Annotated in this window: 11 protein-coding genes; 7 read left to right on the plus strand and 4 right to left on the minus strand. The window is 73.1% G+C overall.

The annotated features are described in order from the left end of the window. The first annotated feature begins 53 nt into the window (after positions 1-53). Positions 54-1472 carry a MocR-like pyridoxine biosynthesis transcription factor PdxR gene (pdxR, locus tag ACXJKF_RS06850; RefSeq protein ID WP_456786978.1) on the plus strand — a complete coding sequence of 473 codons (1419 nt, stop codon included), beginning with the start codon at positions 54-56 and terminating at the stop codon, positions 1470-1472. Here pdxR and ACXJKF_RS06855 read toward each other — a convergent pair. Further along, complete coding sequence (locus tag ACXJKF_RS06855; protein WP_456786979.1) at positions 1469-3061, minus strand: MFS transporter; 1593 nt, start codon at positions 3059-3061, stop codon at positions 1469-1471. The genes pdxR and ACXJKF_RS06855 overlap by 4 nt on opposite strands. Before the next feature lie 146 nt (positions 3062-3207). Between ACXJKF_RS06855 and ACXJKF_RS06860 the strand changes: the two genes are divergently transcribed. After that, positions 3208-4500 carry an RICIN domain-containing protein gene (locus tag ACXJKF_RS06860; protein ID WP_456786980.1) on the plus strand — a complete coding sequence of 431 codons (1293 nt, stop codon included), beginning with the start codon at positions 3208-3210 and terminating at the stop codon, positions 4498-4500. A 22-nt stretch (positions 4501-4522) separates the two neighbouring features. Next, on the plus strand, positions 4523-4978 hold the full coding sequence (locus ACXJKF_RS06865) for a GNAT family N-acetyltransferase (RefSeq protein ID WP_456786981.1): 456 nt from the start codon (positions 4523-4525) through the stop codon (positions 4976-4978). On the opposite strand, the gene ACXJKF_RS06870 is transcribed toward ACXJKF_RS06865, so the two are convergent. Beyond that, positions 4971-5480 (minus strand): hypothetical protein, encoded by a 510-nt coding sequence (locus ACXJKF_RS06870; protein WP_456786982.1) that lies wholly within the window; start codon positions 5478-5480, stop codon positions 4971-4973. The two genes, ACXJKF_RS06865 and ACXJKF_RS06870, sit on opposite strands and share 8 nt — an antisense overlap. 49 nt (positions 5481-5529) lie before the next feature. Next, positions 5530-5799: a hypothetical protein gene (locus ACXJKF_RS06875; protein WP_456786983.1), complete on the minus strand. Its 270-nt coding sequence runs from the start codon at positions 5797-5799 to the stop codon at positions 5530-5532. 161 nt (positions 5800-5960) lie between these two features. On the opposite strand from ACXJKF_RS06875, the gene ACXJKF_RS06880 reads away from it, so the two are divergent. Beyond that, entirely contained in the window at positions 5961-8045 is a 2085-nt protein-coding gene (locus ACXJKF_RS06880; protein ID WP_456786984.1) for a PhoX family protein, read from the plus strand. A 264-nt stretch (positions 8046-8309) separates the two neighbouring features. Continuing rightward, positions 8310-8702, plus strand: coding sequence for a hypothetical protein (locus ACXJKF_RS06885; RefSeq protein WP_456786985.1), 393 nt, complete (start codon positions 8310-8312; stop codon positions 8700-8702). A gap of 48 nt (positions 8703-8750) precedes the next feature. On the opposite strand, the gene ACXJKF_RS06890 is transcribed toward ACXJKF_RS06885, so the two are convergent. Then, positions 8751-10973 (minus strand): esterase-like activity of phytase family protein, encoded by a 2223-nt coding sequence (locus ACXJKF_RS06890; RefSeq protein WP_456786986.1) that lies wholly within the window; start codon positions 10971-10973, stop codon positions 8751-8753. 98 nt (positions 10974-11071) lie between these two features. On the opposite strand from ACXJKF_RS06890, the gene ACXJKF_RS06895 reads away from it, so the two are divergent. Continuing rightward, positions 11072-11998, plus strand: coding sequence for a Ppx/GppA phosphatase family protein (locus ACXJKF_RS06895; RefSeq protein WP_456786987.1), 927 nt, complete (start codon positions 11072-11074; stop codon positions 11996-11998). An 83-nt stretch (positions 11999-12081) separates the two neighbouring features. Continuing rightward, complete coding sequence (locus ACXJKF_RS06900; protein WP_456786988.1) at positions 12082-13347, plus strand: serpin family protein; 1266 nt, start codon at positions 12082-12084, stop codon at positions 13345-13347. Positions 13348-13389: the final 42 nt, after the last annotated feature.

A 13389-nucleotide genomic window follows, 5' to 3' on the forward strand; every position in this document is an offset into this window, starting at 1 on the left:
GGTGACAGGTTCGACGCTAGGCGCGCAGCGGACCGGGAGTACGGTCCATTCCTGTGGCAGATGACCAGACCAATCGCTGGGTCGGCGACGCGCTCGTCACGATCGAGGGCGGCCAGCCGGCCCACGTCGCCCTCGAACGGTCGCTGCGCGCCGCCGTCCGCGAGGGCCGCCTCCGCCCGGGCGACCCGCTGCCCCCGAGCAGGGCGCTGGCCCGCGACCTGGGCGTCTCCCGCTGGGTGGTCACGCAGGCGTACGGCGCCCTCGTGGCCGAGGGTGCGCTCGATGCCCGCACCGGCGCGGGCACCCGCGTCGCGTCGACGTCGTGGCCCGCGCAGACGGCGGCCCGCGTCGTCGACCACCCGGTCCGGCCCCGGCCACGGTTCGACCTCGGGCCGGGTGTGCCGGACCTGCGCCACCTGCCGCGCGCCGCCTGGGTCGCGGCCGTCCGCACGGCCGTCGGGTCTGCCACGCCCGGCGACCTCGTCGCGCCCGACCCTCGCGGCGTCCCTGCGCTGCGGCAGGCGCTCGCCGACCGGCTCGCCGTGACGCGCGCGGTGCTCGTCGACGCCGACGCGCTCGTCGTGACCCACGGTGCGGCGGACGGGATGACGCGTCTCGCCCGCTCGCTGCGCGCCGCGGGCCACACCTCCGTGCTCGTCGAGGACCCGAGCTGGCCGCGCCTGCGCGACGTCGCCGCGGCCGCCGGCCTGCGACCGGTGCCGGTACCCGTCGACGACGAGGGGGTGGACGTCGACGCGCTGATGGCAGCCGCCGAGCGCTCAGGTGCGCGCGCCGCCCTGGTCACCCCCTCGCACCAGTTCCCCGTCGGTGCCGCCCTCGCGCCCGCCCGGCGCGAGGTGCTCGTCCGCTGGGCCCGCGCCGTGGACGGCGTGCTGGTCGAGGACGACTACGACGCCGAGTTCCGGTACGACCGCCGGCCGGTGGCGGCCCTGCGCGCGCTCGCACCCGACCGCGTCGCCCTGCTGGGCTCCCTGAGCAAGACGCTGGCGCCGGGCTTCGGCGTGGGGTGGCTCGTCCCTCCCGACGACGTCCCCGCCGCGCGCGCCGGCCTGGACGTGGACGCGAGCGCCCCGCCGTCGCTGCACCAGCTCGCCTGCGCCGCGCTGCTGTCCGGCGGCGCCTACGACCGGCACCTGCGGTCGGCCCGCACCCGGTACCGGCGCCGGCGGGCGTCGCTGCTGGCTGCCCTCGAGCGGCACCTGCCGGCCCTGCCCGTGACGGGTCTGGCCGCGGGGCTGCACGTCGTGCTGGGGCTGCCGCCCGGCGTCGACGAGCAGCACGTCGCCCGGCTGGCCACCCGGCGGGACGTGCGCGTGGTGCCGTCGGGCCGGTACCGGGTCGGGGCCGTGGCGTCGGCGCCGGCGCTCGTCGTCGGCTACGGGAACCTGGTCGACGCCCGGCTGGACGAGGCGGTGGCGCTCCTGGCCGACGCGGTCACCGAGGCGACCTAGCCGCCGAGGGACGCGCCTTCGACCGCTGCGTTCGGCTGCGGGTCGGGCAGCCGCCTCATCCGGAAGCCGTTGACCACACCGACGATGCCGGCCAGCAGCGGGACCAGGAGCGCGATCTGCAGGGCGCGCGGCCGGACCTCGGTGTTGATGCGCAGGATCTCGGCCTGCACGTCCTCCGGCTGGCCCACGAGGGTCTCCTCGAGCGCCGTGTTGCTCATGAGCTCGGCGTCCTCCTCGAGCGCCGTGGAGACCTGGGTCTGCTCCTCGGACGACAGGACAGTGCTCGCGTCGGCCTGCGCGGTGAAGCCGAGCGAGAGGGCGGCGAGCATGACCCCACCGGCGAACGCGAGCCCGAACGACAGCCCGAACGAGCCGGCGGCGGAGTTCACGCCGGCGGCCTCGCTCACGCGCTCCTCCGTGATCGGCGAGAGCGTGTAGTTGTTCAGCTGCGAGACGAGCAGGCCGAGCCCGGAGCCCACGACGAGCAGCGGGAGCACGAGGTACCAGCCGGACGTCGCGCGCGGGACCACGGGGATGAGCACGAGGATGCCGACGACCACCAGGGCGAAGCCCACCAGGACGATCGTGGCCGGTCGGCGCCGTCCCGAGCGCTTCCCGGCGAGCAGGGCCATCGCGAACATGCTGAGCGACAGGGGCGCGAGCGAGAGGCCCGCGGACATCGCGTCGTACTCGAGCACCATCTGCAGGAAGATCGGCAGCGTGATCATGGCGGCGCCGAGCGTGATCTGCTGGAGCGTCTGCTGGGACACCCCGACGCGGAACAGCGGCAGCCGGAACAGGTCGGGGTCGAGCAGCACGGGCTTGCCCTGACGCTTGCGCCGCAGGAGCCACCAGACGAGCGCCGCCAGCGCGATGCCACCGAGGGCGATCAGCGCGCCGACCGCCTCGCCACCCTCCTGCCACACGAGGATCCCGAGGACGATGCCGCCCATGGCGAGCGCGGACAGGCCCGCGCCGACGACGTCGATCGAGCGGTCGCCCGTGTACTTCACGTCCTTGACCAGCTTGATGCCGCTGAGCACGACCAGGATGATCAGCGCCTCGAGCCCGAAGGCCACGCGCCAGGACAGGTAGGTCGTGATGAACCCGCCGAGCAGGGGACCGACGGCGGCGGCGATCGACGCGGACGCCCCGACCAGCGCGTAGACCTTCACCTGGGCGCCGCCGCTGAAGTTGCCGTGGATCAGCGACTGCATCGAGGGCAGGAGGAGCGACGCGCCGAGGCCGCCGATGATCGCCCAGAAGATGATCACCGCGGTCAGGCTCTGGGCCAGCATCATGGCGACCGCGCCGGTCGCGTACGCGAGCAGGCCGAGGACGTATGCACGCTTGCGACCGGCCAGGTCGCCCACCTTGCTGCCGATCAGGATGAACGCGGCGGACACGAGGGCCTCGAGCGCGATCGCCGACTGGACCCCGCTGACCGTGGTGTCGAGGTCGGCGACGACCGCCGAGATCGAGACGTTCATGAACGAGGTGTCGACGACCAGGACGAACATCGCCATCGCGAGCAGGATGGCCAGGCGCCGGTCCAGCGCCGGTGCGGGTCCCGCGGGTGGTGTCGTCATTTCCGCAGCGTAGGAGCAGAACGGTCCGGCGTGGGTCAATTGCACCGATCTGGTTGCGCGCGCCCCCAGTCAGAGCGCCGTTGACGTCGGACATGTGATCGCTAACATGGCGCCCAACGATGCCCGGCGGACAAAGGAGTCCCCGCATGACTCAGCCACTCTCCCGGCGCCTCTGGGCCGTCCTCGCGGCGCTCGCGCTCGCCCTCGTCGCGGTGGCGGCCGTCGCCACCGCTCCCCCGGCGCAGGCAGCGACGGCGTACATCTACACGACGTTCAAGGGGGACGCCGCCGCCGACCAGGAGCTGTGGGTCTACACGTCGTCCGACGCGACCACCTTCTCGGCGCTCGCCGACACCAACTTCCGCGGACCGTCCGGCGCGCTGCGCGACCCCAGCATCATCAAGCGCGACGGCACCTACTACATCGCGTACACGGTCCAGTCGTGGACCACGCAGTCGACGACCTTCCACATCGCGCGCAGCACGAACCTGCGGGACTGGACGCACGTCACCAGCGTCAACGCCGGGATCTCCGGCACGGCGTACACCTGGGCACCGGAGTTCTTCGTCGACGGCTCCACGGTGCGGGTCGTCGTCAGCCTCGGCACGTCCGACCACCAGTTCACGCCGTACGTGTACACGGCGCAGAACAGCGGGCTGTCGTCGTGGAGCAGCCCGGCCGCCCTGGGCATCCCCGCCAACCACATCGACACCTACATCGTGAAGAGCGGGTCGACGTACCACGCGTTCGTGAAGAACGAGTCGACCAAGTGGATCGAGCGCTGGACGTCGACCAACCTCACCAGCTGGACCAACCAGGGCAACCTCTGGCAGCAGTACCACGAGGGCCCGTCCGTCGTGCTCCAGTCCGACGGCACCTACCGCGCCTACATCGACCGCTACCCCAGCGGCGGCATGTGGACGTCGACCAGCGCGAACCTGACCTCGTGGAGCGGGCTGTCCCAGGTCGGCTGCTCGGGCTGCCGGCACGGCACGGTCATCCTGGACACCGGCTACGCGGGCAGCGGCAGCGAGCGGATCACCAACCGGCACAGCGGCCTGGTGCTCGACGTGCAGAACCCGAACACCTCCAACGGCGCACGGGTGGGCCAGTACGCGTGGAACGCCGGGGCGTGGCAGCGCTGGACTGTCGAGGACGTCGGCAGCGGGTACGTGCGCCTGCGGTCGGCCCACTCCGGCAAGTGCCTGGACGGGTCCGGGACAGCCAACGGCGCGTACGTGCAGCAGTGGGACTGCAACGGCGGGACCAACCAGCAGTTCACGCTGCAGAACGCCGGCAGCGGGTACGTGCGGATCGTCGAGCGGCGCTCCGGCCGGTGCCTGGACGTCCCCGGCTGGTCGACGTCGAACGGCACCGTCCTGAACCTCTGGGACTGCACGGGCGGCAACAACCAGCTGTGGGCGCGCGCGGTGGTATGACCGCCCTGTGGAGCTTCGTGCGATGACGGCGGCCGACGTCGGCCGGGTGCTCGACGTCCAGGTGCCGGGCTCCGTGCGCGCGCTCGTGGACGTGTTCCCCCAGGACCGGTACCCGTTCCCGCGGGACACGGTCGCCGACCGCTGGCGCCAGGAGATCGAGACCCGCGGGATCGACTGCTGGACCGTGCGCGTGGACGGCGCCGTCGTCGGCTTCGTCGCGGTCCGGGGCGACGAGCTGCTGCACTTCGGGATCGCCGTCGAGCACTGGGGCACGGGCGTCGCCGACCGGGCGCTCGACGCGGTCCTCGACCGGATGCGGGCCGAGGGCGAGCAGGACGCCCAGCTCTGGGTGTTCACGGGGAACACGCGCGCCCGACGGTTCTACGAGCGGCTCGGCTGGCAGCCGACCGGTCAGCGGACCTCCAGCACCTTCGCGCCCTACCCGGAGCTGCTGCGGTACGTCCGCCCGCTCACTTGACCGGGACGACGATCTCCTCGCCGTTGATCTCGACGTTCAGCGGCTTCGTCGTCGTCAGGTTCTCCGGGGTGCCGAAGATGGTCGTGTGCGGCACGAAGTCGGAGGTGCAGATGGCGTCGGCGGGGATCTCCACCGTCTCGATCCGCACGGAGTTCCCGCTGTTCGCGTCCTCGACGACCTCGATGTCCGAGCCGACGACCGGGCAGGTCGAGCTCCCCCACGTCACCACGGCCAGGCGGTCGCCGTAGTCGAGGTAGAACACGCTGGTCTCCCCCTCGTCGACCTCGACCTCCTCGAGCGCCGGCTCCGCCTCCTCGCCCTCGTCGGCACCCTCGGCCGCGACGGGGACGAGCGGGACCCCGGAGAAGTCCTCGATCGCCGTCGGAGAGGCGCACCCGGACAGCGAGAACGCGCCGAGGACCACCAGGAGCGTGCCGACCAGCCGAACCCTGTTCACCATCACTGCAACCCCCTCGCCCGAGCCGTCGGCGCCGTCGCCCACGCGCCCATAGTGCCGTGACCAGGCGCGCGAGTCACCGACTCGCCGGAACTCACGCCGAGCGCACGACCCTGCGGCGCGCGCGGGACTCCCCCAGGAGCCGCAGCACGGACGTCCCGTACTCGTCGTGGTGCTCGATGCTGACCGACAGGACCCGGCCGATCTGCCTGCTGCGCGCCCAGTCCATGACGTCCTCGACGTCCTCCGCGTCGAGCACCCGCCACAGCTCGCTCTCGCCGCCGCTCGTCCAGAACTCGACGACGTACACAGGTTCGGTGACCACGGTCGACGACCACGGCGTCAGACCACGTTCGACTCGCACGGCAGGCTCCTTCGCGACGGTTGTCCGCCCATCGTGCTCGGCACGGGTGAACGGTCCGTGACCGCCGGGTGGCGCTGCGGCGGCACCTCGTCGGCAGGGGTTCACGCGGCCGTCACGCGGTGTCCGTCCTGCCGCATCCGGCGACCGGCACGGTGGACGCCATGACGACCACCGACGACCGGGATGCCGTGCGCGGCGCGTCCCGGCGGCTCCTGCTGCCCATGGCCGGCCACACCGCAGGCAAGCGGTCCCCGGTCACCTGCCACCTGAAGTGCGCCGACGCGTGCTTCCACCCGGTGCCGAACACGAGCGACAACGCGTACTTCCGGGACATCGCGAGCGCGAGCCTGACGCGCCGGTCGGTGCTCTGGGGTGCCGTCGCCGCGGGCGGAGCGATCGTCATCGGCTCGGCCGTCGGCGACGCGCAGCCCGCCGCCGCGTGGGGGCGACCGGTGAAGGGCAAGCTCCCCTTCACGCCGATCGCACCGGTGAGCGCGTCGGTCGACGCGTTCGTCGTGCCGGACGGCTACACGTGGTCACCGATCATCCGCTGGGGCGACCCGCTGTTCTCGAAGCGCGACGTGTTCGACCCGACCGCGCAGACCGCGGCGCTGCAGGAGCGCCAGTTCGGCTACAACAACGACTACCTGGACATCATCGAGGGGCCGCTGGGCCTGGGCGCCGTGCTCGTCGCCAACCAGGAGTACACCAACGAGAACATCATGTTCCCGCCGGCCACCACGCCCGAGCAGCTCGACGAGCAGCGTCGCGTCGCGATCGCCGCGCACGGCATGGCGGTCGTGCAGCTGTACCGGACCCGCAAGGGCAGGCCGTGGACGTACGCGGTGGGCGCTCCGCTGAACCGGCGGATCACCGGCAACACCCCGTTCACGTTCAGCGGGCCCGCCGCCGGGTCGGCGCTGCTGCGGACCGTGGAGGACCCGACGGGCACGACCGCGCGGGGCACCCTGGGCAACTGCGCGGGCGGGACGACCCCGTGGGGGACGGTGCTGTCGGGCGAGGAGAACTTCAACGGCTACTTCCGGACCGCCGGCACCAGCGCCGCCGACCTGCGCTACGGCCTCGCGGACAAGGCGACCGTCCGGGGCTGGGAGTCGGTCGACCCCCGGTTCGACGCGCGGACGCCCGGGTACGAGAACGAGCCGAACCGGTTCGGCTGGATCGTCGAGGTGGACCCGCTCGACCCGCACACCCCGCCCGTGAAGCACACGGCGCTCGGCCGGTTCAAGCACGAGGGCGCCAACGTCCGGATCAGCCGAGGCGGCCGCGCCGTGGCGTACATGGGCGACGACGAGCGGTTCGACTACCTGTACAAGTTCGTCTCGACGGACACCTACAAGCCGGGCGCCAGCCTGCGTGCCCGCCGGCACAACAAGACGCTGCTCACGGCCGGCAGCCTGTACGTCGCCCGGTTCTCCGGGGACTCGCCGGTCGAGGAGATCACCGGGACGGGGGCGCTCCCGTCGGACGGGGCGTTCGACGGCACCGGCGAGTGGGTGCCGCTGGTGATCGACGGGGTCAGCCACGTCCCGGGGTTCACCACCGAGCAGGTCCTGGTGAGCACGCGGCTGGCCGCGGACACCGTCGGCGCCACGAAGATGGACCGCTGCGAGGACGTCGAGCCCCACCCCACGTCGGGTCGCGTGTACGTCGTGTGCACCAACAACACCGACCGTGGCAAGGCCGGCAAGGAGGGCGCGACCGAGCCGAACCCGCGCAGCGGGAACCGCGACGGTCACGTCGTCGAGATCACCGAGGCGGGCGACGACGCCGCGGCGACCACGTTCGGCTGGAGCATCCTCCTGGTGTGCGGGGACCCGGCGACGAACACCGCGACCTACTTCGCGGGCTTCCCCGCCGACAAGGTCTCCCCCGTCTCCTGCCCGGACAACGTCACGTTCGACTCGGCCGGGAACATGTGGCTCGCCACCGACGGGGCCCCGAGCGTCATCGGCTACTGCGACGGCCTGTTCAAGGTGCCGCTCGAGGGTCCCGAGCGCGGCCGGGTCCAGCAGTTCCTCTCGGTCCCCGCGGAGTCGGAGACGTGCGGGCCGGTGGTCCGCGACGACGACGGGATGGTCTACGTCGCCGTGCAGCACCCCGGCGAGAACGGGACCTGGGCCCAGCAGCACTCGTACTTCCCCGACTACGCGGCGCCGGGCACGCTCACCGGCGGCAGGTGGGGCGGCCCGCGGCCGAGCGTCGTCCAGGTCTGGAAGGCCTGACCGGAGCCGGGCCAAGGCCTCGGGCGCCTGCGAGCGCCCGAGGCCCGGGAGCTTGCTCGAACCGGGGCCTCGGGAGCGGCTCCCAGGGTGCCACCTGAGTCGTTTCCGCCGGGTTTCGCCGACGCGACGAGTCGATACGCGCGTGGCCTTTCACCCGCCCTCTTCGCCCGGGCTTGACCAACCGTTGGGGCGGCGGCGGTAGAGAAGTGCCGGGCCCGCGGCCGATGATGGCGGGACAGGTGCCCGATGCGCGAAGGCGGTCCGATGATCCCGAAGGAGACGTCCGCGAGCATCGAGCTGCCCGTGGCGAAGGACGCCGCCTGGCGCGCGCTGAGCGCTGCGGCGGGAGCCACCGAGGTGGACGGCGCCACCGTCTGGCACTTCGGGCACACCGACGTCGCCCTCGACTCCGCGACCGCGGGCGAGGCAGCCGGCGGGTCCGGGCGCTGGGAGCAGCTGGACTTCCGCATCGCGGCGCACCTCGTCCCGATGGGCGCCGAGCGCACGCTGGTGCTGCTCACTGCCGAGGCTCTCGAGGAACCGCACGGCGTGCGGTCGACCGCGCACGCGTCGGCCGCGCACCGTCGGGCCCGGCACGACCTGGAGGCGATGGCGCTGGCCGTCGGCCAGCAGGTCACCGGCGGCGAGGACGGCTGACGAGGCCGGCCGCCCTGTCCCGGGCGGCCGGCCTCGTCGCTCGTCGCGTCAGCCCACGGTCGCCGCAGCGACGTCCGGGTTGTCGCTGAACAGGCCGTCCATGCCCGCGTCGACGAACACCCGGATCTCCCCGGCCAGGTCGCCGACCGCGTTCGGGTCCGCGCTGCTGCGGAACTCTGCCGGCAGGAACTGGTTCTCCCGCCGGAACGTCCACCCGTGGACCTCGAGACCGGCCCTGTGGGCGTCCCGGATCACCGAGGTGGGCGCGCCGAGCGTCCCGTCCGGGTCCCGCGGGATCATCACGTCCTTGCACAGACCCACGCCGTCCGCGTACCGGGCCACCTGCCGGAGGCCCTCCCGCGTCACCAGGTCCTTGTACGTGCGCGGGTCGCCGGCGGCCACCAGGTCGTAGGGCGCCCCCGAGCAGTCGACCAGCTGGGCCAGGTCCACGTCCGTCACGCGGTCCAGCTGGCGCAGGTTGGTCGTCTCGAAGCTCTGGATGATCACCGGCGCGTGGCGGTCGTCGAGCCCGTTCGCCGCGAGCTGGGCCAGCAGCGGCTCCTCGGGCGACAGCCCGATCGAGTCGAAGTACGTCGGGTGCTTGGTCTCGGGGTAGACGCCGACGGGCCTGCCGTCGCACGTGACCGAGTGACGCGCGAGGTCGAGCACCTCGTCGAACGTCGGCACCTCGTAGAGCCCGTCGAACGCGGTGTTCGCCGGCCGGACGGCGGGCAGCCGCTCCTTGGCGCGCAGCGTCTTGAGCTCGGCGAGCGTGAAGTCCTCCGTGAACCAGCCGGTGACCGAGCGCCCGTCGATGACCTTCGTCGCGCGGCGGTCGGCGAACTCGGGGCGGTCGGCGACGTTCGTGGTCCCGCCGATCTCGTTCTCGTGCCGGGCGACGAGGACGCCGTCCTTGGTGGGGACCAGGTCGGGCTCGATGTAGTCGGCGCACTGCAGGATCGCCGTCTCGTAGGACGCGAGCGTGTGCTCCGGGCGGTAGCCGCTGGCGCCGCGGTGCCCGACGACGGTCACGTCCCCGGCCCGCGGTGCGCGCACCCGGCGCAGGTCGACGAGGAGCACCTCCGTGTCGTCCGGCGTGCCCGCGATGCGCGCCGCGTTGCCCGGGTAGTTGTTGTCGTTGGCCAGCAGCAGCCGGCCGTCGCGCAGCTGCACCACCGTCTCGAACGACTGCACCGGCAGGGCGAACGGGTCGTCCGTGCCGTAGCCGTCGCCGGAGCCGAGGTGGTCGGGGTTGGCGATCTTCAGGGCGTCGAGGACCAGCGTCTTCGTCAGGTAGCCGTCGGCGTCGGTCCGGTCGAGGTCGACCCGGTAGACGCGCTTCATGACCGACGCGGGGCCCTGGAAGTCGTCCCGCTCGATGACGAGCAGCTCGCCCTTGCCGGTCAGGAACGCGTCGCCGATCACGTTCGCGTCCTGGTGCGTCTGGTACGCCCAGGTGCGGCCCGTGTAGGCCCCGGCGGTGGTGTCGAACTCGTAGACGGTCCGGCGGCGCTGGTCGGGGTCGTCGACGAACGCGCCCTCGGTGATCGGGTAGAGGAACCGCCCGTCGCGCGACCCCGCCATCGCCTCGAACCCGCGGCTCGCCCGCACGTTCGGGGTCTCGCCCGGTTGCAGGGACGGGTTCTGCGGGGACTTCCCGCCGACGAACGGCACCGGCGCCGCGAGCAGCTTCCCGGTCCCGTCGACGTGCAGGAGGAAGGGGCCGAACTCCTCGCCGATCCAGAAGCTGCCGTCCTTCGCGCGGACCACCGACTCGACGTCGAAGTCCGCACCCGTCAGCAGGCGGTCCGCCGTGGTCTCGTTGACGATCGGGAAGTCGATCCGGTGGTCGGGGTCGCTCAGGGAGAGGAACTCCCCGATGCCGAGCGCACCGGCTCCGCCGCGGGCCGTCTGCCAGTCGGGCGTCACGCGGTACAGGCGCAGGAGGAAGTCGGCGGAGTTCGCCTTCGTGCCGAAGCCGTTGTCGGGGAGCGCCCAGAACGTGCCGTCCCCGGCGTCGACCATGCCGGAGAAGCCCGGGATCACCTGCCCGGGGAACGGGCCCTGGCGTCCGTTGGCGGGCGTCGCCAGTGCACCCGACGGCGGCCCGGGAGCGACGAAGTCCGCGGACAGCGTCGCGCGGGCGACGAGAGTGGGCTGGACGACGTGCTGCGGGGCGCGCTCGCGGTCACCCGCCGTCGCCGGGATCGGAGCGAGCAGCGCGACGGTCACGGCCGCCGCGAGGACAGAGAGTGCTGCGGTGCGTCTCATGCATCCCAGGGAACTCCCGCCCGGCGACACCCGCCAGGCATCCCGGACACGTCCCGATGACCAGCCGGTGAATCTCGGGAGGCCGTACCGTGCGGAGCATGCGACTCGGGGTGCTGGACGTCGGATCGAACACCGTCCACCTGCTCGTCGTGGACGCCCACCGCGGCGGGCCGCCCGTCGCCCAGTCCTCGGACCGGTCCGTGCTGCGGCTCATGCGGTACCTGACACCGTCGGGCGCCATCAGCGACGAGGGGGTGGACGCCATCGTCACCGCGGTGGCCGCCGCCGTCGCCGCCGGTGCGGCCGCCGAGATCGACGAGCTGCTCCCCTTCGCGACCTCCGCCGTGCGCGAGGCCGCCAACGGACCCGAGGTCCTCGCCCTCGTCGAGTCGACCACCGGGGTCCGCCTGCAGGTCCTCACCGGGGACGACGAGGCACGCCTGACCTTCCTCGCGGTCCGGCGCTGGTTCGGCTGGTCGGCCGGCGAGATCCTGCTCGTCGACATCGGCGGGGGCTCGCTCGAGCTCGCCGCGGGCGGCAGCGAGTACCCCGACGTGGCCGTCTCGCTCCCTCTGGGCGCCGGGCGCTCGACGGTGAGCTTCCTGCACGACGACCCGCCCACCGCCGAGCAGGTCGCGGCGCTCCGGCAGCACGCGCGCGAGCAGCTGCGCGAGGCCCGGTCGCGGTTCGCCGACCGACCCGACCCCGCGCACGTCGTCGGGTCGTCCAAGACGATCCGCTCGCTCGCCCGGCTGGCGGGGTCGCGCGCGGACGGCGTCGGCCCGCAGGACCGCCGGCTGCTGCGGCGCACCGAGCTGGAGGACTGGGTGCCGCGGCTCGCGCGCATCCCCGCCGACGCGCGCCCCGCCCTGCCCGGCATCACCGCCGACCGGACGTTCCAGATCGTCGCGGGCGGCATCGTGCTGGCGGAGACCATGCGCACGTTCGGGCTCGCGGAGCTCGAGGTGTCGCCGTGGGCGCTACGCGAGGGGCTGATCCTGCGGTACCTCGACGGTCTGGCCTGAGCGGCGCAAGGGCGGCGGGCCCGACGACACATACCTGTCGAGACCGGTCGCGCCCGCGGTCCGCCGCCGTGAAGGAGTCCGTCATGATCCGACGTCGCCCCGCCACGGTCCTGCTGGCCACCGGCGCGCTCCTGGCCCTGACCGGCTGCGCGACGGGTCCCACCGGTCCCGCCGGACCGCCCGCCGTGCACCGCGGTGACGTGCGGACGGTCGAGCTCGGAACGCTCACCGCGCGGGACGTCGCCGCGGCGCAGACCGCGTTCGGCATCGACCTGCTGCACGCGGTCTGCGCGCAGAGCCCGCAGGACAACGTCGTGCTCTCCCCGACCTCGGCCGCCGAGGCGCTCGGGCTGCTCTACGCGTCCGCCGGTGGCGGGACGGCCACCCGGATCGCGGACCTGCTGCACCTGCCGGCGTGGTCCCCGGACGTGACCGCTGCCGTCCAGCAGCACACCCGGGCGCTGGCCGGCCTCGCGGCGCCGGCGGGCACCGACCTGACGGCCGAGGACGCGCCCGACTCGCTGCGGATGAGCAACCGGCTCTGGCCCTCCACCTACGCCACCCCGGCGCCGGAGTACCTGGACGACCTCGCGACCGCTTACGAGGCGAGCGTCGAGACGCTGGACTTCGGCGACGACCCCGTCGGCTCGACCGTCCGGATCAACGAGCAGACCAGCGAGGACACCGCGGGGCTCATCCCCACGCTCCTCGACGAGCCGGTGCCCGAGGACACCTACGCGGTGCTGACCAACGCGCTGCACCTCGACGCCTCGTGGCGCAGCCCGTTCGTCTCCACGGAACGTGAGCCCTTCACGACTCCCGCCGGGGAGCGCGACGTCGACATGATGCACGGCGCCGACGGCACCGCTCGCGCCGCGGACGGCTGGCTGGCCGTCGACCTGCCCTACCGGGACGGGACGCTCCAGGCCACGGCGGTGCTGCCCCCGCAGGACGTGGACCCGTGCGGGGTGACGACCGGCACGCTCGACGCACTCGCCGACGCCGAGGCCGAGACGGCTGACGTGGTGCTTCCCCGCCTGCACGTGGCGCAGAGCCACGACCTGCGGGACACGCTGGAAGCCCTCGGTCTGCCCCTGACGGGCGACTTCCGACGCCTCGGGCCGAACCTCGCCATCGACGCCGTCGTGCAGAAGACCACTCTGGACGTCGACGAGCAGGGCACCGAGGCGGCCGCCGCCACGGCCATCGTCGCCGTGCCCGTCTCGGCGCCGTGGCCGCCGCCGGTCGCGGTCGTCCTGGACCGGCCGTTCCTCCTGCTCCTGACCGACACGGCCACCGGCTCGCCGCTGTTCACCGCCGTGATCCAGGACCCCACCGCCGGGGCCTGACCGGTCCACCCGCCTCGCGACCTGCAGGAATCCGGCGCACCG

The organism is Cellulomonas sp. P5_C5, from assembly GCF_054049655.1.